Below are 22977 nucleotides of genomic sequence, written 5' to 3'. Positions count from 1 at the left end.
ACGGTCCGCCCCGGCACGCCCGTACGGACGCGTGTTACGTTCCCCACATGCCCCAGCCCGCCAAGGCCGTCCGCACCCCGCGCACGGCCGGAGAAGTACCCCGCGAGACCAGAGACCCGCACCCCGACACCGAGAGCGCCGGCAGCCGCCGCGCCGCCGCCCAGCGGCTCACCATGCGCCGCAAACTCGCCGCGGCCGCGATGGAGTTGTTCGCGACGAAGGGCTACGAGGCGACGACCGTCGACGAGATCGCGGCCGCGGCCGGCGTCGCCCGCCGGACGTTCTTCCGCCACTTCCGCTCCAAGGAAGAGGCGATCTTCCCCGACCACGACGACACGCTGGTGCGGGCCGCGGGGGTGCTGGACGCGGCCCCGCCGCACGAGAACCCCCTCGACACCGTCTGCCGGGGCATCAAGGAAGTCATGCGGATGTACGCGGCCTCCCCGGCCGTCTCCGTGGAGCGCTACCGCCTGACCCGCGAGGTGCCGGCCCTGCGCGAGCGCGAGATCGCCTCCGTGGCCCGCTACGAGCGGCTCTTCACCCGCTACCTCCTCGGCCACTTCGACGAGAGCGCCCACCACGTCGGCGACGACGACCCGCTGCTCGCCGAGGTCGCGGCCTCGGCCGTCGTCACCGCGCACAACCACGTGCTGCGCCGCTGGCTGCGCGGCGGCGGCCAGGGCGACGTGGAGACCCAGCTCGACCACGCGTTCGCGATCGTGCGGGAGACCTTCGGCACGGGCATCGGGGCCGGGCGCGCCCGGACGGAGGACGGGCCGGCCGCCTCGGCGCGGACCGAGGGCGAGGTGCTGGTGACCGTGGCCCGGACGGACGCGCCGCTGGGCGAGGTCATGCGGGCGATCGAGAAGGCCCTCAAGACGAAGTAGACAAAAACTCTCTTTTGCCAACGAAGGCCGCCCCTCGGGGCGGCCTTCGTTGCTCATACGTGCCATCGGGATGACATCTGAGAGAAATTGTTGGCACCCAGTGTCTTGTCGTGTGGCACGCCGTGCCATACGTTGTGGCTGTCCGGGCGGCCGGCGCGCAGACACCGAACGTCGTGCGCCGGCTGTCCCCACAAGAACGTTGTGCGCCCGGACGCCTGCGTCACAGGCATTCCCAGCGCGCCCACCGGCGCCGCATCACCGCACCAGGCACCGCACCAGGCACCGCCCCGCACCACCGCCGAACCGACGGCACCGCCTCTGTACCACCGCCCCCTGCACCACCCCCGACGTTCCCTCAAGCCGTTTCCCGACGTGCTTCGCCGGAGGCAATACCGTGAACCAGATACTCGACGCGATCCTCGCGCCGGACACCACGCCCGAGGACTTCGCAGCCCTGGCCGTCCCCGAGTCCTACCGCGCGGTCACCGTGCACAAGGACGAGGCCGGCATGTTCGAGGGCCTGTCCACCCGCGAGAAGGACCCGCGCAAGTCGCTGCACGTCGAGGAGGTGCCGGTGCCCGAACTCGGGCCCGGCGAGGCGCTCGTGGCCGTCATGGCCAGCTCGGTGAACTACAACTCCGTCTGGACCTCGATCTTCGAGCCGCTGTCCACCTTCGCCTTCCTGGAGCGCTACGGCAAGCTCTCCCCGCTGGCCAAGCGGCACGACCTGCCGTACCACGTCATCGGCTCCGACCTCGCGGGCGTCGTGCTGCGCACCGGCCCCGGCGTCAACGCCTGGAAGCCCGGCGACGAGGTCGTCGCCCACTGCCTGTCCGTGGAGCTGGAGTCCGCCGACGGCCACGACGACACGATGCTCGACCCCGAGCAGCGCATCTGGGGCTTCGAGACCAACTTCGGCGGCCTGGCGGAGATCGCACTGGTGAAGTCCAACCAGCTGATGCCCAAGCCCCGCCACCTGAGCTGGGAGGAGGCGGCGGCGCCGGGCCTGGTCAACTCCACCGCCTACCGCCAGCTCGTCTCCCGCAACGGCGCCGGCATGAAGCAGGGCGACAACGTCCTGATCTGGGGCGCGAGCGGCGGACTCGGCTCGTACGCCACCCAGTTCGCGCTCGCCGGCGGCGCCAACCCCATCTGCGTGGTGTCCAGCGACAAGAAGGCGGAGATCTGCCGGCGGATGGGCGCCGAGGCGATCATCGACCGCTCCGCCGAGGACTACAAGTTCTGGAAGAACGAGCACGAGCAGGACCCGCGGGAGTGGAAGCGCCTCGGCAAGCGCATCCGCGAGCTGACCGGCGGCGAGGACGTCGACATCGTCTTCGAGCACCCGGGCCGCGAGACCTTCGGCGCCTCGGTCTACGTCACCCGCAAGGGCGGCACGATCGTCACCTGCGCCTCGACCTCCGGCTACAACCACGAGTACGACAACCGCTACCTGTGGATGTCGCTGAAGCGGATCGTCGGCTCGCACTTCGCCAACTACCGCGAGGCGTGGGAGGCCAACCGCCTGATCGCCAAGGGGAAGATCCACCCCACGCTGTCGAAGACGTACCGCCTGGAGGACACCGGGCAGGCCGCGTACGACGTGCACCGCAACCTCCACCAGGGCAAGGTCGGCGTGCTCGCGCTGGCCCCCGAGGAGGGGATGGGGGTCCGCGACGAGGAGATGCGGGCACGGCACATCGACGCCATCAACCGCTTCCGGAACGTGTGAGAGCACGGAATGACAGAGCGTCAAAAAGACCGGCCCTGGCTCATGCGGACCTACGCCGGGCACTCCACCGCCGAGGCGTCCAACGAGCTCTACCGGCGCAACCTCGCCAAGGGCCAGACCGGTCTCTCGGTCGCCTTCGACCTGCCGACGCAGACCGGCTACGACTCCGACCACATCCTCGCCCGCGGCGAGGTCGGCCGGGTCGGCGTGCCGGTCGCGCACCTCGGCGACATGCGGCGGCTGTTCCGGGAGATTCCGCTGGAGCAGATGAACACCTCCATGACCATCAACGCCACCGCCATGTGGCTGCTGGCCATGTACCAGGTGGTCGCGGAGGAGCAGGGCGCCGACATCACCCGGCTGCAGGGCACGACGCAGAACGACATCGTCAAGGAGTACCTCTCGCGCGGGACGCACGTCTTCCCACCGGGGCCGTCGCTGCGGCTGACCACCGACATGATCACGTACACGGTCAACAACATCCCGAAGTGGAACCCGATCAACATCTGCAGCTACCACCTGCAGGAGGCGGGGGCCACTCCGGTCCAGGAGATCTCGTACGCGATGTCCACCGCGATCGCCGTGCTCGACGCGGTGTTCGCATCCGGTCAGGTCCCCGAGGACCGCAAGGGCGAGGTCGTCGCCCGCATCTCGTTCTTCGTCAACGCGGGCGTCCGGTTCGTCGAGGAGATGTGCAAGATGCGGGCGTTCGGCCGCATCTGGGACCGGATCACCCGTGAGCGCTACGGCATCGAGAACCCCAAGCAGCGCCGCTTCCGCTACGGCGTCCAGGTCAACTCCCTCGGCCTGACCGAGGCCCAGCCGGAGAACAACGTCCAGCGCATCGTCCTGGAGATGCTGGCCGTGACCCTCTCCAAGGACGCCCGCGCCCGCGCCGTGCAGCTGCCGGCCTGGAACGAGGCGCTGGGCCTGCCGCGCCCCTGGGACCAGCAGTGGAGCCTGCGCATCCAGCAGGTCCTCGCGCACGAGAGCGACCTGCTGGAGTACGACGACATCTTCGCCGGCTCGCACGTGATCGAGGCCAAGGTCTCCGGCCTGGTCGCCGAGTGCCTGGAGGAGATCGAGCGGATCCAGGGCATGGGCGGCGCGATGGCGGCCGTCGAGTCCGGCTATCTGAAGTCGCAGCTGGTCTCCTCGCACGCCGAGCGCCGGGCCCGGATCGAGGCGGGCGAGGAGAAGATCGTCGGCGTCAACTGCTACGAGTCGACCGAGCCCAACCCGCTCACCGCCGATCTCGACACCGCGATCATGACCGTGGACCCGGCCAACGAGGCCCGCGTCGTCGCCTCCCTGCACGCCTGGCGCGACGACCGCGACGAGGCCCGCGCCCAGGAGTCGCTGTCCGCGCTGAAGAAGGCGGCGGCCGGCTCGGACAACCTCATGGCGGCCACCCTGGAGTGCGTCCGCGCGGGCGTGACGACCGGCGAGTGGTCCTGGGCCCTGCGCGACGTCTTCGGGGAGTTCCGGGCCCCCACGGGCGTGAGCAGCGCCCCCGTGGCGGTCACTGCGGAGGCCGGCACCCCGCTGGCCGCCGTCCGCGCCAAGGTGGCCCGCACCGCCGACGAGCTGGGCAGCGGCAAGCTGCGCCTGCTCGTCGGCAAACCCGGCCTGGACGGCCACTCCAACGGCGCCGAGCAGATCGCCGTCCGCGCGCGCGACGCCGGCTTCGAAGTGGTCTACCAGGGCATCCGGCTGACCCCGGAGCAGATCGTCTCGGCGGCCGTCGCCGAGGACGTGCACTGCGTCGGCCTGTCGATCCTCTCCGGATCGCACGCCGAGCTCGTGCCCGACGTGCTGGCGCGGCTGCGCGCCACGGGGGCCGACGACGTCCCCGTCATCGTCGGTGGCATCATCCCGTCCGCGGACGCCACCGCCCTGCGGGCGGCCGGCGTCGCCGCGGTCTTCACCCCCAAGGACTTCGGCATCACGGAGATCATCGGCCGTATCGTCGACGAGATCCGGAAAGCGAACCACCTCGACCCGTTGGAGGTCCCCGCATGACCACGCCCGCCCCGGTGAACCGGCTGCGCCCGCGCCGCTCGTGCCTCGCGGTCCCCGGCAGCAACCCGCGCTTCCTGGAGAAGGCCCAGGGCCTCCCCGCCGACCAGGTCTTCCTCGATCTGGAGGACGCCTGCGCCCCGCTGGCCAAGGAGGGCGCCCGCCACTCGATCGTCGACGCGCTCAACAACGGCGACTGGACGGGCAAGACCCGGGTGGTCCGCGTCAACGACTGGACGACGCACTGGACGTACCGGGACGTCGTCACGGTCGTCGAGGGCGCGGGCCCGAACCTCGACTGCATCATGCTGCCGAAGGTGCAGGACGCCCAGCAGATCGTCGCCCTGGACCTGCTGCTGACCCAGATCGAGAAGACGATGGGCTTCGAGGTCGGCCGCATCGGCATCGAGGCGCAGATCGAGAACGCCAAGGGCCTGGTGAACGTGGACGACATCGCCGCCGCGTCACCCCGTATGGAGACGATCGTCTTCGGCCCGGCCGACTTCATGGCCTCCATCAACATGAAGTCCCTGGTGGTCGGCGAGCAGCCGCCCGGCTACCCGGCGGACGCCTACCACTACATCCTGATGCGGATCCTGATGGCGGCCCGCGCCCACGACCTGCAGGCCATCGACGGCCCCTACCTCCAGATCAAGAACGTGGACGGCTACAAGGACGTCGCCCGCCGGGCCGCGGCCCTCGGCTTCGACGGCAAGTGGGTGCTGCACCCCGGCCAGGTGGAGGCGGCCAACGAGGTCTTCTCGCCCACGCAGGAGGACTACGACCACGCCGAGCTGATCCTGGACGCCTACGACTGGTGCACCTCCGAGGCCGGTGGCAAGAAGGGCTCGGCGATGCTCGGCGACGAGATGATCGACGAGGCCAGCCGCAAGATGGCGCTGGTGATCGCGGGCAAGGGCCGGGCGGCGGGGATGACGCGCACGTCGAAGTTCGAGATCCCGGAGGCCTGAGCACGATGCAGTTCGGCCGGACTTACGAAGAGTTCACCGTCGGTGACGTCTACAAACACTGGCCCGGAAAGACCGTCACCGAGTACGACGACCACTTGTTCTGTCTGCTGACCATGAACCACCACCCGCTGCACATGGACGGCAACTACGCCGAGAAGACGACCGATTTCGGCAAGAATGTCGTGGTCGGCAACTACATCTACTCCCTGCTGCTGGGCATGTCCGTCCCGGACGTCTCGGGCAAGGCCATCGCCAACCTGGAGGTGGAGTCGCTGAAGCACATCGCGCCCACCTTCCACGGTGACACCATCTACGGCGAGACGAAGGTGCTCGGCAAGACGCCGTCGAAGTCGAAGAGCGACCGCGGGATCGTCCACGTCGAGACCATCGGCTACAAGCAGGACGGCACCGTGGTCTGCACCTTCCGGCGCAAGGTGATGGTGCCCACCGCCACGTACATCAAGGAGCGCGGCGGGGAGCAGCCCGGCCGTCCCGAGCCGATCATCCGGGAGAAGTGAGATGGGCCGCCTGGCGCAGACCGACGGGCTGACGGACGTCCAGCAGGAAATCCTGGCGACGGTCCGTGACTTCGTCGACAAGGAAATCATCCCGGTGGCCACCGAGCTGGAGCACCGTGACGAGTACCCCACCCGGATAGTCGAGGGCCTGAAGGAACTCGGGGTGTTCGGCCTGATGATCCCGGAGGAGTACGGCGGCCTCGGTGAGTCCCTTCTCACATATGCGCTGTGCGTCGAGGAGATCGCCCGGGGCTGGATGAGCGTGTCGGGGATCATCAACACCCACTTCATCGTGGCTTACATGATCAAGCAGCACGGCACCCAGGAACAGAAGGACTATTTCCTGCCAAAGATGGCGGCGGGCGACATCAGGGGTGCTTTCTCGATGTCGGAGCCCGGCCTGGGCTCGGATGTGTCGGCAATCACATCGAAGGGGGTGCGCGACGGCGACGCGTACGTCCTCAACGGCCAGAAGATGTGGCTGACCAACGGCGGCACGTCCACGCTGGTGGCGGTGTTGTGCAGGACGGACGAGGGCCATCCGGAGGGGACCGCCCCGCACAAGTCGATGACCACCTTCCTGATTGAGAAGGAGCCGGGGTTCGGCGAGGTCAAACCGGGTCTGACCATCCCCGGAAAGATCGACAAAATGGGCTACAAGGGCGTCGACACCACCGAACTGATCATGGACGGCCTGCGGGTTCCGGCCGACCGCGTGCTCGGCGGGGTCACGGGCCGGGGCTTCTACCAGATGATGGACGGCGTCGAGGTGGGCCGGGTCAATGTCGCAGCGCGTGGCTGCGGTGTCGCTCAGCGCGCGTTCGAGCTGGGCGCGGCCTACGCACAGCAGCGGCACACCTTCGGAAAACCCATCGCTCAGCACCAGGCCATACAGTTCAAACTCGCTGAAATGGGGACAAAGGTCGAAGCGGCGCATGCGATGATGGTGAATGCGGCCCGGAAGAAGGATTCGGGCCGCCGCAACGATCTCGAGGCCGGAATGGCCAAGTACCTGGCCTCCGAGTACTGCAAGGAGGTGGTGGAGGACGCTTTCCGCATCCACGGCGGATACGGGTTCTCCAAGGAGTACGAGATCGAGCGCCTCTACCGAGAGGCCCCCATGCTGCTCATCGGTGAAGGGACGGCAGAGATCCAGAAAATGATCATTGGCCGCCGGCTACTCGAGGAGTACCGGATCCAGGGATAAATATCCGATTAGGGGTGATTTGACCGAGAAGAAGATCACACCCAGTCATCGGAGTTCGGCCATCTACTGGCCCTGGCGCTTAGCCAGTTGCCGGTCGCAACCGATAGCATCCCCGGAAAGCCGCCGTCCCCCAATCGTTTCGCGGCACCCTCCGCTACGAAGGTCACCCATGCCCCACAGCTCTTCCTCTGCACATCGCGACAGCCTCGCCGGCGTACGCCTCGCGCGCGGAGCATCGCCGTGGCTTCTTCCGACCGTCGCCACGGCGGCGGTCAGCCTCACCCGCGCCCGGCGCTCCGGGCGCTGGGCGGCGCTGGCCGTGCCCACCACCGCGCTCGCGGCGGGCATGCTGTGGTTCTTCCGCGATCCCGATCGCGAGATCGCGAGCGGCCGGGTCATCTCCCCGGCCGACGGCGTGGTGCAGAGCATCATGCCGTGGAAGGACGGCCGGACCCGCGTCGCCATCTTCATGAGCCCGCTGAACGTCCACGTCAACCGGGCCCCGCTGGCCGGCACCGTGACGTCGGTCGAGCACATCCCCGGCGGCTTCGTTCCCGCGTTCAACAAGGAGAGCGAGAACAACGAGCGCGTCGTCTGGCACTTCGACACCGAGCTCGGCGACATCGAGATGGTGCAGATCGCCGGTGCCGTCGCCCGGCGGATCGTGCCCTACCTCACCGCGGACACCAAGGTGGAGCAGGGTGAGCGGATCGGTCTGATCCGTTTCGGCTCGCGCGTCGACATCTACCTCCCGGAGGGCGTCGAGGTCGCGGTGGAGGTCGGCCAGAAGACCACGGCGGGGGTGACACGCCTTGACCGTGATTGATCAAGAGGCATCCTGGGTGCCCGAGGCCGACGAGGCCGAGGACACGGAGGACATGCCGCTGTCCACGCGGCTCTCAATAGCGGACACGCTCACGCTGGGCAACGCGATCTGCGGGTTCATGGCGGTGTACTTCACCACCACCGGCGTCCTCATCCCCCACCTCACGGGTAACGAGGACGGCGGCATGGCCCGCCACAGCGCGGCCACCGCGGTGATACTGATGCTGCTGGCGTCCGTCTTCGACCTCTTCGACGGGCTCGTGGCGCGCAAGCTGCGCAGCTCGGCGATGGGCGCGGAGCTGGACAACCTCTCCGACCTGATCAGCTTCGGGCTCGCCCCGGCGTACTTCGTGGTCGTGTGGGGCATGGTCGCCGACGACGCCCACCAGCGGGTGTCGGCCGTGGCCGCGGTGGTGGTCCTGCTGGCGGTCGTCCTGAGACTGGCGCGCTTCTCGTGCGTCACACTGCGGGACGGCATCTTCCAGGGCATGCCCAGCCCCTTCGGGGCGCTGACCGTCGTCTCGATCGTGCTGCTGGAGCTGCCCTTCGTCCCGACGCTGCTGGCGATCGTGGGCGTGGCGTGGCTGATGGTGAGCCGTGTCGAGTACCCGAAGCCGCGGGGGCGCCTCGCGGTGGCGATGCTCAGCTGGATCGTGCTCAGCATGGGCCTGCTGGCGGCCTGGGCGTTCGACGCGCCCGGCGGTGAGCTCCTGCTCCAGACGGGCTGTGCGCTCCAGGTCGTCCTGGGCGCGGTGATCCCCCTGTTCGCCACGGCGCGCCGGGTGAACACGTTCCGCGACAACCGCCGCGAGGCGAGGGCGACGCAGCTGCCGTAGCGACTGCGTCGCGGGGTGACCACGAGTGGGGTGGTCCCGAACCTCCGGGTTCGGGACCACCCCACTCGGCGTTTTCCGTCCCCCGGGGGGCACCTCCGGTGGGGGGTGCGCGCCGCGGCGGCGGGTTTCTCCGCCCGCGGCAGAGGTAGGGGGCCGGCCGAGAGGACCGGCTCCCGCTTCCGCCCAGCGGCAGGGCCGAAAGGCCTCGCCTCCTCACCCCAGCGGGGGGTACCCCAACCCCGGGGGACGCCCTGAGGCAGGCCGGGCACCGCCGGTGGGGGTTGCGCGCCGCGGCGGCGGATTTTCTCTGCTTGCGGCAGAGACGCGGGACCGGCCGAGAGGACCGGCATCTCGCTCCCGCTGCGGCGGGGGCGCTCCGCCTGCGGCAAAGCCGCGAGCCGGGCGCGAGGCCCGGATCTCCCCTCCGCCGAGGAGTGGCAGGGTCGAGAGGCCAGGCCTCTCACTTCCCGTCGCGGCGGCGCGCAACCCCCACCGGACGTGGCCGGCGGTGCCGTACCTACGGGTCGTGCCTACGGGTCGTACCCACCGGTCGTGCCTACGGGAGGCAGTCCCCCGCGATGCGTTCCGCGAGGCGTTCCAGTAGCGGGCCCGCCAGGGTCATGCATCGCTTCGGGTCCGCCTCCAGGTCCGTCAGGGCGTACACGCGGCCGATGCCCGTGCCCTGGAGCGCGGAGTTCTCCAGGGCCAGGCGGCCGCAGACCGCCACGACCGGCACGCCGCGCTCGCGGGCCGCCGCGGCCACCCCCGCGGGCGCCTTGCCGTGGAGGGTCTGGGCGTCCAGGGAACCCTCGCCCGTGATCACGAGGTCCGCGTCCTGCAGGGCGTCGGCGAAGCCGAGGACGTCGAGCATGACCTCGATGCCGAGCCGGAAGCCCGCGCCGAGCCCGGCCAGCGCCCCGTACCCGAGCCCGCCCGCGGCACCGGCGCCGGGCGCGCCCGCGAGCGCGCCGCCGTCGAGCACGGCGGCGTAGTGCGCGAGGGCGGCGTCCAGCACGGCCACGTCGTCCGCTCCGGCGCCCTTCTGCGGGCCGTAGACGGCCGCGGCGCCCGCCGGGCCGGTCAGGGGGTTGCGGACGTCGCTCGCAAGGACCAGGGCCGTGGTGCGCAGCCGCGGGTCGAGGCCGGAGAGGTCGGCCGTGGCGAGGCCGGCGAGGGCCGCGCCGCCGGGGCCGACCGGCGTGCCGGACGCGTCGAGGAGCCGCGCACCGAGCGCGCTCAGCATCCCGGCCCCGCCGTCCGTGCCGGCGCTGCCGCCGATCCCGAGGATCACCGTGCGGGCCCCCGCGTCGAGCGCGGCCCGCAGCAGCTCGCCCGTGCCGTAGGTGGTGGCCGTAAGGGGCGCGGGGACCCCGCCGGGGAGCCGCCGCAGCCCGGACGCCTCGGCCATCTCCACGACGGCGGTGGCGCCGCGCAGCGCGAACGCGGCGGTGACCGGATCCCCCGCCGGCCCCGTCACCCGCACCTCGCGGCGCTCGAACCCGGCCGCCACGGCGGCATCGACCGTGCCGTCACCGCCGTCGGCAACGGGCAGCTCGCTGACGGCGAGCCGCCGGCCGGCGGCGTCCGCGCCGCGCCGGAGCCCGGCGGCGACGTGCCGGGCGACCTCGGCGGCCGTCAGGGACCCCTTGAACTTGTCCGCGGCGATCAGCACCCGCACTGCGTCCGTCATCGCGCGCCACCCCTCGCATCGGGCCCGGCCCGCCCTCGCAGGGCCGCGCGGCCTGAACCCTACCGGGGCGGATCAGCCCTTGCCCATGCCCGTGCACGGCGTGCCAGTCCGCCCGATTCCGTACTCTTCCGGCCATAGTGGGGCGTCATGAGCACCGATGCGCACGATCCGGCCGACCCACCCTCCCCTGCCGCTCCGGGCGGCGTGGAGGAGCCCCCGGACCCGGCGCTGGTCGCGATCGGCGGCGCCGCGGTGCTCGCGGTCGTCGCGTGGGCGGCGCTGGGCAAGCACTCCTTCGACCGGGTGACGAAGTCGGCGCTGAACTGGGTGCTGTCCAACTTCGCCTGGCTGTTCGTGATCGCCGCCGACGTCTTCCTCGCCCTGTGCGTGGTCATCGCCTTCAGCCGCTTCGGCCGGATCCGGCTCGGCCGGGACGACGACCAGCCCGAGTTCAGCAACCTCGCGTGGATCGCGATGATGTTCAGCGCGGGCATGGGCATCGGCCTGATGTTCTACGGCGTCGGCGAGCCGCTCCTGCACTTCGTCTCCCCGCCGCCGGGCAGCGGCGTCACGGCGAACACGCCCGCGGCGGCCCGCACGGCGCTGGAGTACTCGTTCTTCCACTGGACCCTGCACCCGTGGGCGATCTACGGCATGGCCGGGCTCGCGCTCGCCTACGCCGGCTTCCGCAAGGGCCGCGGCAACCGGCTGAGCTCGGCGTTCGTGCCGCTGCTCGGCGAGGAGCGGGCGGCGGGCTGGCCGGGCCGGGTGATCGACCTGCTCGCGGTCTTCGCGACCGTGTTCGGCACGGCGACCAGCCTGGGCCTGGGCGCCCTCCAGGTGGCCAAGGGCCTCAACATCACGACGGGCGTGCAGGACACCAAGTCCCTGGAGCTGGTGATCATCGGCGGGCTGTCGGCCGCGTTCGTGCTGTCGGCGTTCTCCGGGCTGCACAAGGGCGTGAAGTGGCTCAGCACGCTCAACATCGCGCTGGCCGCCTGCCTGATGCTCTTCGTCTTCCTCCTCGGCCCCACCGTCTTCGTCCTCAACACCATCCCCGCGGCCACCGGCGGCTATCTGCACGACCTGCTGACGCTCGCGACCCGTACGGGCGCGTTCACCGACTCCAAGTGGCTCGGCGCGTGGACGATCTTCTACTGGGCGTGGTGGCTGTCGTGGGCGCCGTTCGTCGGCACCTTCATCGCCCGGATCTCGCGCGGGCGGACGATCCGCGAGTTCCTCGTCGGCGTGCTGCTCGTGCCCAGCGGGGCGACGGTCGTGTGGTTCTGCGTGATGGGCGGGAGCGCACTGCGGCTGGACATGACGGGCGCGGCCGACATGGCCGGGACCGTCAAGGACGGCGCGGAGGCGTCCTTGTTCGCGCTGCTGGACACCCTGCCGCTGGAGACGCTCACCTCGTGGATCGCGATGGCGCTGGTGATGACGTACTTCATCACCAGCGCGGACTCCGCGTCCCTGGTGATGGGCTCGCTCTCCAGCCGGGGCGCACTGCACCCGCGCACGTGGCTGGTGGTGACGTGGGGGGTGCTGATGGCGGCGGTGGCGGCGGTCCTGCTGGTGGCCGGCGGGCTGCAGTCGCTGCAGTCGGCGACGATCCTGGTCGCGCTGCCGTTCGTGCTGGTGATGCTGGCGCTGTGCTGGTCGCTGATGACGGAGCTGCGCGAGGACCCGGGTGCGGGCCCGGCCCGGCACCACGCCATGCACGGGCTGCGGGACGCGCTGCGGACGATGGTCGGCGACGCGATCGAGGAGCGGGCCCCGGGCCCGGTGCGCCACCCGCGGCTGCGCCGGGTCGCGGAGAGCGCCCGCGAGCGCGACGACCGCGACGACGGCCAGCAGCAGGGCGACGGGCCGCGGAGCTAGGGCCCGCGGCCGGACCGCGCGGCGCGGCACTCCGTCCGGACCGGCACTCGGTCCGGACGGTGCGTCAGACGGTCTTCACCGTGCCGCCGTCGATGACGTGGTCCGCGCCGTTGATGTTGGCCGCCACGTCGGAGAGCAGGAAGGTGATCAGGGCCGCGACCTCGCCGGGCTCGGTGATCCGCGGGCTGGCCATGCCGAAGCGCTCCGGGAGCTGCTCCAGGAACTCGGCGTGGTCGACCCCGGCCGCCGCGGCCACCTTGCTGCCGAACCCCTCCGGGTCCTCCCAGATCGCCGTGCGGACCACGCCCGGCGAGACGGTGTTGACCCGCACGCCCCGCGGCCCGAACTCCTCGGACAGGGACTTGCCGAACGCGGTGAGCGCGGCCTTGGCCACGCTGTAGGCGACGGGGCCGGCGGCGGGGAGCCGCGCATTGATGGAGGAGACGTTGACGACGGACCCGCGCCGCTCGACCAGGGAGGGCAGGGCGGCGCGGCTGACGCGCACGGCGCTGAGGAAGTTGAGGTCGAGGTTCGCCTGGAACTCGGCGTCCTCGGAGTCGAGGAACCCGCCGAGCACGACCTCGTCGCCGCCGCCGACGTTGTTGACCAGCAGGTCGATCCCGTCACCGAGCCCGGCGACCGCCTGCTCGACGAGCCGGCGCCCTCCGTCGGGGGTGCTGAGATCCACGGCGACGGCCGCGGTGGCGGCCTCCTTCAGCTCGGGGGTGATCGTCCGGGCGGCGCCGACGACCCGTACGCCCTCGGCGGCGAGCGACCGGACGGTGGCGAGGCCGATGCCGCGGCTGGCGCCGGTGACGAGGGCGGTCTTGCCGTTGAGGTGGAGATCCATGAGAGCACTCTTTCTTTACCTATAAGTACAAAATATGGGTAAGCCGAACCGCAGCAGAACCGAGGGAAGGGCCGCCGCCCCTGAAGGCCCCCGAGGACCCCGGAGAGCGCGCCTCAGAGCGCGTCGAGCGCCGCGTCCACGATGCGCCCCAGCCGCTCCCTGCCGCCCTGAGCCCGGGCGATGACCCGCATCCCGACGAGCGCCGCGAGCAGCAGGCTCGCCGCCGCGTCCGCGTCCCGGTCCGGGGCGAACTCGCCCGTGCGCCGCCCGCGCTCGAGGGCCGCCTTGAAGGCGCCCTCGGTGCGCTCGAACATGCGGCGTACGAGCTCGGTGGAGGCGTCGTCCCTGCCCCCGAGTTCGGTGGCGGTGTTGACGGCGAAGCAGCCGCGGCGGCCGGCCGGACCGAGGTCGGTCTCGATCAGCAGCTCCAGCGCGGAGCGCAGCAGCGGCCGGACGGGGCCCGGCTGGTCGAGCAGTTCCACCAGCGCCGCCGACTGGGTGTCGCGGTAGCGCTCCAGCGAGCGCTCGAACAGGGCGTGCTTGCTGCCGAAGGCGTTGTAGAGGCTGCCCTTGCCGATGCCGAGCTCGTCGACGAGGTCCTGCGGCGTGGTGGCCGCATAGCCCTTGCGCCAGAAGACGTCCATGGCCTTGCCGACGGCCACGTCCGGGTCGAACTGCTTGGGTCTTCCCATGGGGAGACCGTATGACTTTTTGACCTGTGGGTCAATTACTTGCCGTGGCGGTGAGCCCGGCCGGGTGCGCGGAGCGGAGGGCGGGCGGCCCGCCATGCCGGACGGGCCGCCGCCGCTTCACTGCCGGCGCTCCACTGCCGCCGCTTCACCGCCGCCGCTCCGCCGCCCCCGGTCAGGCCACCGGCTGGCAGACGGCGAAGACCCGCAGGTCGACGGCGGCGGGGCTCGTGTTGTTCACGCCCACCAGATAGACGTTCCCGGTGACGCTGGGGTACGCGTCGACCGTCTCCACACCGCCGACCCGGCCGCCGGGCTGGAAGTAGCCGCCTCCGGCGATCCGTGTGCCGTCGGGGCACGTGGGGCTCCTCAGCAGCTGACGGAGGGACATCGGCGGGACGGTGTAGTCCCGCACGACGGTCTGCATCCGGCCGGAGGCGCCGGGGACGTCCGGCAGGCCCGTGAAGCCGACGGGGCCGACCGGTCCGCTCGGCTTGGTGGCGCCGGTGGGTTTGGCAGGCTTGGTGGGCTTGGTGGGCTTGGTGGGCTTGGTGACCTTGGCGGGTTTGGCGGCACCGGCGGGTTTGACCGGCGCAGCGGGCTTGCCGGGACCGGGGGGCTTGGCAGGCGCGGCAGGCCTGACGGGCACGGCGGGCCTGGCGGGACCCGTCGAACCGGGGCTGTCCTTGCCTCCCGCGGCGGCGGGCGGGCTCGTCCCGCCCGCGGGACCGGCAGTCCCGGGTGCCTCCTTCGGGTCCGGCGCTCCCGCAGGAACCGCGGGACCCGCCGGGCCGCCGTGCCCCGCGTCTCCCTTCTGCCCCTTCGGGCCGCCCTTCTGCCCCTTGGCACCCGCTGGTTTGCCGGAGCTCCCGCCTCCGCCTCCCTTGCAGACCGGGACCAGCCCGGACACCTGGACGTAGTGAGCACTCAGCCACCCCCGCCCGTCGGCCAGCCGGTACCAGAGCCCGTCACCCTGCACCCGCCCTCCGGCGGCCTGGCACGCGATGAGCACGTGCGCTCCGGCCCCGTAACTGCCGACGACCGGCGCGGAGAGCGCAGGGCTCTTGCGCACCTTCTGGCCGAGCCGCGAGATCACTTCACCCGGCACTCCACCGCGCACGTCTCCGTTGCCGTCGGACACCCCCGCGCCCGCCGACGCGCAGAACGTGAACAGCACGCCCAGCGCGACGACTCCGCTTCCTGCCACAAAGACCCCGGCCCGTCTCTGTTTTAGCGACATATCGCTCCTTTCACTCCCAGGGACCCGGAATGGCACAGGAACACAGCCGTGGACGCACACTCACGAGGCGAGTCCGGCCCTTGGCCCGGATGCCGCCTTCACATTCACTCGCGCGAAGGAGCCCCGGGCATAAAAAACGACGCCATTGGAATGACGCGCCGAAAAGTCGATAAATCATTAGCTCGATGGCCCGCTCACCGGCGTCCGGCGACGGGCCCGGAATATCGACAGATCCACAGGACGCCCGTCGCCGGGCGGACACCGGCCCGCCTGTACTCCCGCCACGAACCTCGAACAACACGTCAAGAAAATGTTGACAAAGGTCGGGCGTCAAGGAAACCTTGACACCATGATCACGCCGAAGCGGCCCGCGGCCGTATCCCAGCCCGCCTACGTCAACGTCGCCCTCGCGACCCTGTTCCCCGCCATCGCCCTGATCACGTTGGCGCTCACGCTGGCCGAAGACCTCGGCGACGTGCCGTTCTTCTGCCTGATCGGCGCCGAGATCGCGCTCATCGCCGGCATGGGGGCGCTCTTCGGCCTGGCGTCCGCCCAAGCCGCGGCCGAGGCGATCGAAACCGGCACCGAGCGGCTCCAGCGTGACGAGGACACCCTCAACGCCCTCGACCCACTGCGGCCGGATGCGCCGCTGCAGCCGGACGTTCGCGAAGGCAGTGGGCGATGAGCGGCGCGGAACTGCTCAGCCCGGAGGAGGAGACCCGCATCCGCGAGGCCGTCGCCGGCGCCGTACTCGGCGCACCGGAAGGGCTCGCCGAGTCCCTGGAGCACGACCCGGAGGGCTATCTGCGCCTGGTGGCGGCCACCCGGACCGGCGCCGAGGAGACGAGCCGGCTGCTGCGCGAGGCCGTGCAGGGCGCCCGGGCCGCGGGGCACAGCTGGGACACCATCGGACGCCTGCTGGGCGTGAGCCGTCAGGCCGCGCAGCAGCGCTTCGCCGCCAAGGGCGCCGCCGTCCCCGAGGCGTCCCCCGAGCGCCGGATCCTCACCCCGCTGACCGCGTTCAACGAGATGGCCGCCCTCACCGAAGCGGGCCTGGACCGCTGGGAGCTGGTCGAGTTCGGCCCGCTCTACCACGCGGTGGAGGCGTCCGACCGGCAGTGGGAGTACCGCCGCGTCCCGCTCGCGGTCGCCGGGCGCCGGCGGCGCCTGGAGGCGGACGGGTGGACCCAGGTCGGTACGGACTCCTTCCCGTGGAGCTACTTCAAGCGCCCGCTGAACCCATCCGTCAACGACGGTTGACACCTCTGCGCCTGTCATCCAAAGTTGACAGCATGGCCGGAACGGATGCGAAGGACGCGGTCGGCACCACCGAGGCCGCCATGGACAGCGATCCCCACGTGGGCCTGCGCGCCGTCGCCGCGCTGCGGCGGCTCGTCGAGCGCCTGGAGGCGCTGCAGGTCGACAGCGCGCGCCGGCAGGGCTGGTCCTGGGAGGAGATCGGGGCCGCGCTCGGAGTCAGCAGGCAGGCAGTGCACAAGAAACACGCCAGGAGGTAGGCATGTTCGAACGGTTCACCCGGGATGCGCGTGTCGCCGTCGTACAGGCGCAGGAGGAGGCCCGCACGCTGGGCCATGCGTGGATCGGCAGCGAGCACCTGCTGCTCGGCGTCCTCATGCAGGACGGGGCGCCCGGAGTCGCCACGCTGGCCCGGTTCGGCATCACGCCCGAGACGTGCCGGAGGGCGCTCGCGCCCGCCGGAGCCCTCGGTACGGACGACGCGGAGGCGCTGCGCGCCTTCGGCATCGACCTGGAGGCCGTACGGGCGCAGGCCGAGGGCACGTTCGGGCCGGGGGCCCTGGACCGGCCCGGTCCGCCGGAGGAGCGGCGGCGGATCCTGCCGTTCGGCCGCCGCCGGAACGAAGCCGGCCGGCAGGGCCACATCCCTTTCACACCCCGCGCGAAGAAGGCCCTGAGCCGTTCCCTGCGCGAGGCCCTGGCCCGCAAGGAACGCCACATCGGCGCGGAACACGTCCTCCTGGGCATCCTCGATCCGGACGACAAGATGACGGGCGGCGTCCTGCGGAAGCTGGGGACCGACGCCGTCGCCGTACGGAACGGGATCCTGGCGGACCTGCCGGGCGCCGCCTGAGCGGCCCGCACGGCGCCCGCCTAGCGCGTACGCAGCCTCCGCCACACCGCCTTCGCCGCGTGGTGCCCGCACATGCCGTGGACGCCGGGGCCGGGCGGAGTGGCGGAGGAGCACAGGAAGACGGCCGGGTGGGCCGTGGCGTAGGGCACGCGGGCGAGCTTGGGCCGGATGATGAGGCGCAGGCCCGCCACGGAGCCGATGGCGAAGTCGCCGCCCACGTAGTTGGCGTTGCGGGCGGCCAGCTGCGGGGGGCCGGCCGTGGCGCGGGCCAGGACGAGGTCGCGGAAGCCGGGGGCGAAGCGCTCGATCTGACGCTCAATCACCTCGGTGGCGTCGCCCTCCCAGCCGCTCGGCACGTGCCCGTACACCCAGAAGGTGTGCTTGCCCTCGGGCGCGCGGGTGGGGTCGACGAGGCTGGGCTGGGCGGTGATGAGGAAGGGCACCGACGGGTCCCGGCCCTGCAGTGCGGCGTCGAGGGCGGCGTCGATCTCGCCGTACGTCGGGCCGATGTGGACCGTGCCGGCGCGGCGGGCCTCCTGCGCCGTCCACGGCACGGGGCCCGACAGCGCATAGTCGATCTTGAAGACGCTGGGGCCGTAGCGGTAGCCGCGGTAGGCGTTGCCGAGGCCCGCGATCCGGGCGAGGGCGGTGGGCGAGGTGTCGAAGACGTAGGCGCGGGCGGGCGGCAGGTCGTCCAGGCGCTTGACCTCGAAGCCGGTGTGCACGGTGCCGCCGCACGCGCGCAGGTACGAGGCCAGGGCGTCGGCGATGGACTGGGAGCCGCCGCGCGGCACCGGCCAGCCGCCCGCGTGCGCGGCCAGCGCGAAGATCAGTGCCATGCCGCCGGTGCCGGGGCCGGTGAGGGGGGCGATGCCGTGCGCGGCGAGGCCCGCGATCAGGGCCGCCGCCTTCTCGTCCCGGAAGCGGCGGGCCAGCAGGGACGCCGGCTGGATGCCTGCCAGGCCGAAGCGGGCGTAGAGGAGGGGGTCGCGCGGCAGGCCGTCCCACTGGGTGCGCAGGAAATCGGCCGCGAGCGTCTCCCACCTGCCCTGGAAGGGCTCGACGAGGCGCCGGTACGCCCCGGCGTCGCGCGGCCCGAAGGAGTGCGCCGTCTCCCCCACGCTGCGGGCGAGGACGGCGGCCGTGCCGTCCGGGAAGGGATGCGCCATGGGCAGCTCGGGGTGCACCCACTCCAGGCCGTGCCGGGCCAGCGGCATGGCGGCGAAGGCGGGCGAGCCCGCGGCCAGCGGGTGCACGGCGGAGCACGGGTCGTGCCGGAAGCCGGGCAGCGTGAGCTCCTCGGTCCGCGCGCCGCCGCCGACGCCACCGGCGGCCTCGAAGACCTCCACCGACAGGCCGCGCCGGGCCAGCTCCACGGCGGCGGTGAGCCCGTTGGGCCCGGCACCTACGACGACGGCGTCGAGCATGGTCGGCACCGGACGCCACTCCCCTCGTCCTCGGGATCAGCCGGCGGACGCCAGCAGGTCCAGGATATGACGGAGCGTCGCCTCGTCCCGCGCAGCGGCGAAGGGGAGGGCGTTGCCGCCGGCTATGCGGAAGGACTCCCCGGCGACCGTCCCGCTCGCCCCGCCCGCCTCGGCGACCAGCAGCAGCCCGGCGGCGTGGTCCCAGGGGTTCTCCCAGCTGAAGGCGAGGCCGTCGATGACGCCCCGCGCCACGTTGAGGTACTCCAGGCCGGCCGAGCCGCAGGGGCGCGGCGCGACGCCCTCCGTGGCGAGCGCCGACAGGACGCGCTTCTGCTCGTCGTCGGTGAAGTCGTAGTGGGAGATCGCCACTTCCAGGACCTTGCCCGGGGCGGGCGAGCCGGCGCTGAGCGGCTCGCCGCCCAGCCGGGCCCCGGCGCCGCGGCGAGCGACGGCCATCAGGTCGAGCGCGGGCGCGTACGTCCAGGAGGCGAGGAGCTCGCCGCGGTGGGCGAGGCAGACGAGCGTGGCGAAGCCGGGCTCGCCGTGGACGAACTGGCGGGTGCCGTCGACCGGGTCGACGATCCACACGGGTGCGTCGCCGCCGACGGCGCCGAGCACGCCCGGATCCGCGTGCACCGCCTCCTCGCCGACCACGACCGAGCCGGGCAGCAGGGCCGTGAGGGCGGCGGCGAGGTGCTCCTCGGCGCGCCGGTCGGCGACGGTGACGAGGTCGTGCGGGCCGTTCTTCTGGACGATCTCGTCCTCGGCGAGCTGCCGGAAGCGGGGCATGATCTCGGCGGCGGCCGCCTTGCGGACCGCCTCCTCGACGTCGGTCAGATCACCTGCGAGAAAGTCTTCGAGCATGTGTCCATCGAACCATGCCCCACCGACAATCGGTGGCGGGCCGGCGTCCCCCGGATGTCCCCCCGGTGAACCCCGCGGTGTGCACCCGGTGCACACGGGCCCCTGCCGTCGGCCGGGGCGTCCCCACCGCCCGCCGCGCCGCCCCGTCAGCGGCCCACCGCGTACCCCTGCATGCCGCGCGGATTGGCCGCCGCCGACAGCACGCCCGTGCGCGGATCGCGCGCCACCGCGCACAGCCGTCCCTCCGACCACGACTCGGCCACCGTCACCCGGTGACCCCGCCGACGCAGTTCCCCGATCGCCGTCTCGCCCATCCGCCGCTCGACGACGACCGCTCCGGGACTCATGGTGCGCGGGTAGAAGGAGCTGGGGAAGGAGTCCTGGTGCCAGTTGGGCGCGTCGATCGCGCCCTGCAGGTCCAGGCCGCCGCGCACGGGCGGGCGCAGGGCGACGGCGAGGAAGAAGTGCAGCTGCCACTGGTCCTGCTGATCGCCGCCGGGGGTGCCGAAGGCGAGGACGGGCTCGCCGTCCCGCAGGGCCATGGACGGGGTGAGGGTGGTGCGCGGGCGGCGTCCGGGGGTGAGGGAGCCCGGCAGCCCGGGTTCGAGCCACGCCATCTGCAGGCGGGTGCCGAGCGGGAAGCCGAGCTCCGGGACGACGGGGTTGGACTGCAGCCAGCCGCCGCTGGGGGTCGCGGAGATCATGTTGCCCCAGCGGTCGACGACGTCGAGGTGGCAGGTGTCGCCGCGGGTCGCGCCGCTGACGGTGACGGTCGGCTCGCCCGCGCCCGCGCCCGCCGCGGCCGGGGCGGTCCGCTCCGCCGCGGCGACGACCTGCCGGGCCAGGCGCGGCCTGCGGCCCTCGGGGTTGCCGGGGCGCAAGGTGTACGAGGCGAGGTCGCCGATCAGCGCGCGGCGGGCGGCGTTGTAGCCCTCGGAGAGCAGGGCCTTCAGCGGGACGTCGGCGGCGTCGCCGTACCAGGCCTCGCGGTCGGCCATGGCGAGCTTGCCGCCCTCGATGAGGGTGTGGACGTACTCCGGGGTGCCGTAGTCCGGCGGCCCGTCGAGCAGGGCGAGCTGCTGCAGGAGGACCGGGCCCTGCGACCAGGGGCCGGGCTTGCAGACGGTCCAGCCGTTCCAGTCGTGGCACGCCGGCTCCTCGTAGCCGGCGCGGAAGCCGGCGAGGTCGTCGCCGGTCAGCGGCGCGGTGTGGCGCTCGCCGGAGGTGTCGAGGGTCGGGCGCGCCGCCGCCGCCACGAGCGCTTCGGCGACGAAGCCCTCGCGCCAGACGCGGCGGGCCGCGTCGATGCGCTGCTCCCGGCTGCCGCCGCCCGCATCGGCCTCGGCGAGCAGGCGGCGCCAGGTGGCGGCGAGCGCGGGGTTGCGCAGGAGCGTGCCGGGGGCCGGCGGGCGGCCGCCGGGCAGGTAGAGCGCGGCGGAGGACGTCCACTCCGTCTCGAAGATCTTGCGGACGGTGGCCACGGTCCGGCCGATGGCCTCGACGGGCGCGTGGCCGTGCTCGGCATAGCCGATGGCGTACGCGAGGACGTCGGCCAGCGGCTTGGTGCCGTGGTCGCGCAGGAGCAGCATCCAGGCGTCGAACGCGCCCGGCACGGCGGCCGCGAGGGGGCCGGTGCCGGGGACCAGGTCGAGGCCGAGCGAGCGGTAGTGCGCGATGGTCGCGCCCCGGGGCGCCGGGCCCTGGCCGCAGAGCACCTGCACCGGGCCGCCCGCCGGCGCGAACACGGCGGGCACCTCGCCGGCCGGGCCGTTCATGTGCGGCTCGACGACGTGCAGGACGAATCCGGCGGCGACGGCGGCGTCGAAGGCGTTGCCGCCGCTCTCCAGTACGGCCATCGCGGACTGCGAGGCCAGCCAGTGGGTGGTCGACACCATGCCGAAGGTGCCCTGCAGGGTGGGCCGGGTGGTGAACATGGCGTCCAGAAAGGCAGATCCACCCGCCGGTGCGCAATACCGCCTGCGGGGGATCCGTGCGCCGTCCGTCCGAGGGCCGTCCGCACAGGGCGCGGCGTTACGGTTGATTCCGCTGCCGGCAGCCGGGCCGGCCGGGGAAAACAAGCTGGAGGATGCGCCGTGCACGGTGAATACAAGGTGCCGGGCGGCAAGCTCGTCGTCGTCGACCTGGACGTCGCCGACGGGGTGCTGCGCGACGTACGGGTGGGCGGGGACTTCTTCCTCGAACCCGACGAGGCGCTCCTCGACATCAACCGCGCCCTGGAGGGCGCGCCCGCCGACCTGACCGCCCCGCAGCTCGCGGCGCGCATCGACGCGGCCCTGCCGGAGGGCACGGTGATGTTCGGTTTCTCCTCCGAGGCGGTGGGCGTGGCGGTGCGCCGGGCCCTGGCCCAGGCCACGGACTGGACCGACTACGAGTGGCAGCTGATCCACGACGGGCCCCAGTCCCCCGCGCTGCACATGGCGCTGGACGAGGTGCTCACGGCCGAGGTGGCGGCCGGTCGGCGGCCGCCGACCCTGCGCGTGTGGGAGTGGGGCTCCCCCGCGGTGGTCATCGGCAGCTTCCAGTCGCTGCGCAACGAGGTGGACCCGGAGGGCGCGGAGCGCCACGGGATGACGGTGGTGCGCCGGATCAGCGGCGGCGGGGCCATGTTCATCGAGCCGGGCAACACCATCACCTACTCGCTGTGCGTGCCGGACGCCCTGGTGCAGGGCCTGTCCTTCGCCGACAGCTACGCCTACCTGGACGACTGGGTGCTGGGCGCGCTGGAGGGCATGGGCGTGAAGGCCTGGTACCAGCCGCTCAACGACATCGCCACCGAGTCGGGGAAGATCGCGGGCGCGGCGCAGAAGCGGCTGGTGGGCAGCGCGGGGGCCGTCCTGCACCACGTGACGATGGCGTACGACATCGACGCGGACAAGATGCTGGACGTGCTGCGCATCGGCAAGGAGAAGCTGTCGGACAAGGGGACGAAGAGCGCGAAGAAGCGCGTCGACCCCCTGCGCCGTCAGACCGGGCTGGCGCGTGCCGACGTGATCGAGAAGATGATCGAGTCCTTCCGGGGCCGCTACGGGCTCACGGCCGGCTCGGTCACCCCCGAGGAGATGGCGCGGGCACAGGAGCTGGCGGCGGTGAAGTTCTCCTCTCCGGAGTGGACGGCGCGCGTGCCGTAAGCCTCCGGCGGATCGGGTGGGGCGGATCCGGTGGACGGCGCCGGGCCCGGCGGGCGAGGCCTGCCGGGCCCGGCTCGGC

The 22977-nt window shown here is 72.2% G+C and carries 21 protein-coding genes; 14 read left to right on the top strand and 7 right to left on the bottom strand.

All coding sequences use genetic code 11. From position 1 onward, the window contains the following. The first annotated feature begins 47 nt into the window (after positions 1–47). From FGW37_RS26175 to pssA, 8 genes are all read left to right on the top strand, one after another. Positions 48–887, top strand: a complete 840-nt coding sequence (locus FGW37_RS26175; protein ID WP_168091139.1) for a TetR family transcriptional regulator — start codon at positions 48–50, stop codon at positions 885–887. A gap of 394 nt (positions 888–1281) precedes the next feature. Continuing rightward, complete coding sequence (ccrA, locus tag FGW37_RS26170; protein ID WP_179083288.1) at positions 1282–2619, top strand: crotonyl-CoA carboxylase/reductase; 1338 nt, start codon at positions 1282–1284, stop codon at positions 2617–2619. Positions 2620–2628: 9 nt separating this feature from the next. Then, on the top strand, positions 2629–4641 hold the full coding sequence (locus FGW37_RS26165) for a protein meaA (protein ID WP_179083287.1): 2013 nt from the start codon (positions 2629–2631) through the stop codon (positions 4639–4641). After that, entirely contained in the window at positions 4638–5609 is a 972-nt protein-coding gene (locus FGW37_RS26160; protein WP_179083286.1) for an HpcH/HpaI aldolase/citrate lyase family protein, read from the top strand. The genes FGW37_RS26165 and FGW37_RS26160 overlap by 4 nt, the downstream gene beginning before the upstream one ends. A gap of 5 nt (positions 5610–5614) precedes the next feature. Then, positions 5615–6127: a MaoC family dehydratase gene (locus FGW37_RS26155; protein ID WP_179083285.1), complete on the top strand. Its 513-nt coding sequence runs from the start codon at positions 5615–5617 to the stop codon at positions 6125–6127. A gap of 1 nt (position 6128) precedes the next feature. After that, entirely contained in the window at positions 6129–7334 is a 1206-nt protein-coding gene (locus FGW37_RS26150) for an acyl-CoA dehydrogenase family protein (RefSeq protein WP_058042490.1), read from the top strand. A gap of 169 nt (positions 7335–7503) precedes the next feature. Then, entirely contained in the window at positions 7504–8160 is a 657-nt protein-coding gene (locus tag FGW37_RS26145; protein ID WP_179083284.1) for a phosphatidylserine decarboxylase, read from the top strand. Next, positions 8147–8995 (top strand): CDP-diacylglycerol--serine O-phosphatidyltransferase, encoded by an 849-nt coding sequence (pssA, locus tag FGW37_RS26140; RefSeq protein WP_179083283.1) that lies wholly within the window; start codon positions 8147–8149, stop codon positions 8993–8995. The genes FGW37_RS26145 and pssA overlap by 14 nt, the downstream gene beginning before the upstream one ends. A gap of 556 nt (positions 8996–9551) precedes the next feature. Here the strand turns inward: pssA and FGW37_RS26135 are convergent. Beyond that, on the bottom strand, positions 9552–10685 hold the full coding sequence (locus FGW37_RS26135) for a glycerate kinase (RefSeq protein WP_179083282.1): 1134 nt from the start codon (positions 10683–10685) through the stop codon (positions 9552–9554). A gap of 147 nt (positions 10686–10832) precedes the next feature. Between FGW37_RS26135 and FGW37_RS26130 the strand changes: the two genes are divergently transcribed. Continuing rightward, positions 10833–12569 (top strand): BCCT family transporter, encoded by a 1737-nt coding sequence (locus tag FGW37_RS26130; protein WP_179083281.1) that lies wholly within the window; start codon positions 10833–10835, stop codon positions 12567–12569. A gap of 64 nt (positions 12570–12633) precedes the next feature. Here the strand turns inward: FGW37_RS26130 and FGW37_RS26125 are convergent, their stop codons facing one another. The 3 genes from FGW37_RS26125 to FGW37_RS26115 form a co-directional block, all read right to left on the bottom strand. After that, the gene (locus FGW37_RS26125; RefSeq protein WP_179083280.1) at positions 12634–13419 is read right to left on the bottom strand and encodes an oxidoreductase; all 786 of its coding nucleotides are present in this window, start codon (positions 13417–13419) and stop codon (positions 12634–12636) included. Between the two features lie 113 nt (positions 13420–13532). Next, positions 13533–14111, bottom strand: a complete 579-nt coding sequence (locus tag FGW37_RS26120; RefSeq protein WP_179083279.1) for a TetR/AcrR family transcriptional regulator — start codon at positions 14109–14111, stop codon at positions 13533–13535. A gap of 172 nt (positions 14112–14283) precedes the next feature. Next, entirely contained in the window at positions 14284–15315 is a 1032-nt protein-coding gene (locus FGW37_RS26115) for a collagen-like domain-containing protein (protein ID WP_179083278.1), read from the bottom strand. A 382-nt stretch (positions 15316–15697) separates the two neighbouring features. Between FGW37_RS26115 and FGW37_RS26110 the strand changes: the two genes are divergently transcribed. From FGW37_RS26110 to FGW37_RS26095, 4 genes are read left to right on the top strand one after another with little or no spacing between them, the layout of a single operon-like run. Further along, entirely contained in the window at positions 15698–16033 is a 336-nt protein-coding gene (locus tag FGW37_RS26110) for a hypothetical protein (protein ID WP_179083277.1), read from the top strand. Beyond that, on the top strand, positions 16030–16608 hold the full coding sequence (locus tag FGW37_RS26105) for a hypothetical protein (RefSeq protein WP_179083276.1): 579 nt from the start codon (positions 16030–16032) through the stop codon (positions 16606–16608). Before FGW37_RS26110 ends, FGW37_RS26105 begins: the two co-directional genes overlap by 4 nt. A 32-nt stretch (positions 16609–16640) precedes the next feature. Further along, positions 16641–16865, top strand: a complete 225-nt coding sequence (locus tag FGW37_RS26100) for a helix-turn-helix domain-containing protein (RefSeq protein ID WP_058042480.1) — start codon at positions 16641–16643, stop codon at positions 16863–16865. Between the two features lie 2 nt (positions 16866–16867). Then, positions 16868–17458 (top strand): Clp protease N-terminal domain-containing protein, encoded by a 591-nt coding sequence (locus FGW37_RS26095; RefSeq protein ID WP_179083275.1) that lies wholly within the window; start codon positions 16868–16870, stop codon positions 17456–17458. Positions 17459–17478: 20 nt separating this feature from the next. Here the strand turns inward: FGW37_RS26095 and FGW37_RS26090 are convergent, their stop codons facing one another. The 3 genes from FGW37_RS26090 to FGW37_RS26080 form a co-directional block, all read right to left on the bottom strand. Next, positions 17479–18894: a phytoene desaturase family protein gene (locus FGW37_RS26090; RefSeq protein WP_246430574.1), complete on the bottom strand. Its 1416-nt coding sequence runs from the start codon at positions 18892–18894 to the stop codon at positions 17479–17481. Between the two features lie 27 nt (positions 18895–18921). Then, positions 18922–19749: an inositol monophosphatase family protein gene (locus FGW37_RS26085; RefSeq protein ID WP_179083274.1), complete on the bottom strand. Its 828-nt coding sequence runs from the start codon at positions 19747–19749 to the stop codon at positions 18922–18924. Positions 19750–19895: 146 nt separating this feature from the next. Continuing rightward, entirely contained in the window at positions 19896–21683 is a 1788-nt protein-coding gene (locus FGW37_RS26080) for a gamma-glutamyltransferase family protein (RefSeq protein ID WP_179083273.1), read from the bottom strand. Between the two features lie 159 nt (positions 21684–21842). Between FGW37_RS26080 and lplAB the strand changes: the two genes are divergently transcribed. Continuing rightward, entirely contained in the window at positions 21843–22898 is a 1056-nt protein-coding gene (lplAB, locus tag FGW37_RS26075) for a lipoate-protein ligase LplAB (protein WP_179083272.1), read from the top strand. Positions 22899–22977: the final 79 nt, after the last annotated feature.

It is taken from the genome of Streptomyces rectiverticillatus, assembly GCF_013394065.1.
Lineage (GTDB): Bacteria > Actinomycetota > Actinomycetes > Streptomycetales > Streptomycetaceae > Streptomyces > Streptomyces rectiverticillatus.
Note: the sequence above shows the minus strand (reverse complement) of the source record. Positions and strands in the feature narration are given on the sequence as shown.

What these genes read in the sequence shown, in the direction of transcription:
- FGW37_RS26175 (WP_168091139.1), top strand. Translation starts at nt 48, where the DNA reads ATGCCCCAGCCCGCCAAGGCCGTCCGCACCCCGCGCACGGCCGGAGAA.
- FGW37_RS26165 (WP_179083287.1), top strand. Translation starts at nt 2,629, where the DNA reads ATGACAGAGCGTCAAAAAGACCGGCCCTGGCTCATGCGGACCTACGCC.
- FGW37_RS26160 (WP_179083286.1), top strand. Translation starts at nt 4,638, where the DNA reads ATGACCACGCCCGCCCCGGTGAACCGGCTGCGCCCGCGCCGCTCGTGC.
- FGW37_RS26155 (WP_179083285.1), top strand. Translation starts at nt 5,615, where the DNA reads ATGCAGTTCGGCCGGACTTACGAAGAGTTCACCGTCGGTGACGTCTAC.
- FGW37_RS26150 (WP_058042490.1), top strand. Translation starts at nt 6,129, where the DNA reads ATGGGCCGCCTGGCGCAGACCGACGGGCTGACGGACGTCCAGCAGGAA.
- FGW37_RS26145 (WP_179083284.1), top strand. Translation starts at nt 7,504, where the DNA reads ATGCCCCACAGCTCTTCCTCTGCACATCGCGACAGCCTCGCCGGCGTA.
- FGW37_RS26135 (WP_179083282.1), bottom strand. Translation starts at nt 10,685, where the DNA reads ATGACGGACGCAGTGCGGGTGCTGATCGCCGCGGACAAGTTCAAGGGG.
- FGW37_RS26130 (WP_179083281.1), top strand. Translation starts at nt 10,833, where the DNA reads ATGAGCACCGATGCGCACGATCCGGCCGACCCACCCTCCCCTGCCGCT.
- FGW37_RS26125 (WP_179083280.1), bottom strand. Translation starts at nt 13,419, where the DNA reads ATGGATCTCCACCTCAACGGCAAGACCGCCCTCGTCACCGGCGCCAGC.
- FGW37_RS26120 (WP_179083279.1), bottom strand. Translation starts at nt 14,111, where the DNA reads ATGGGAAGACCCAAGCAGTTCGACCCGGACGTGGCCGTCGGCAAGGCC.
- FGW37_RS26110 (WP_179083277.1), top strand. Translation starts at nt 15,698, where the DNA reads ATGATCACGCCGAAGCGGCCCGCGGCCGTATCCCAGCCCGCCTACGTC.
- FGW37_RS26105 (WP_179083276.1), top strand. Translation starts at nt 16,030, where the DNA reads ATGAGCGGCGCGGAACTGCTCAGCCCGGAGGAGGAGACCCGCATCCGC.
- FGW37_RS26100 (WP_058042480.1), top strand. Translation starts at nt 16,641, where the DNA reads ATGGCCGGAACGGATGCGAAGGACGCGGTCGGCACCACCGAGGCCGCC.
- FGW37_RS26095 (WP_179083275.1), top strand. Translation starts at nt 16,868, where the DNA reads ATGTTCGAACGGTTCACCCGGGATGCGCGTGTCGCCGTCGTACAGGCG.
- FGW37_RS26085 (WP_179083274.1), bottom strand. Translation starts at nt 19,749, where the DNA reads ATGCTCGAAGACTTTCTCGCAGGTGATCTGACCGACGTCGAGGAGGCG.
- FGW37_RS26080 (WP_179083273.1), bottom strand. Translation starts at nt 21,683, where the DNA reads ATGTTCACCACCCGGCCCACCCTGCAGGGCACCTTCGGCATGGTGTCG.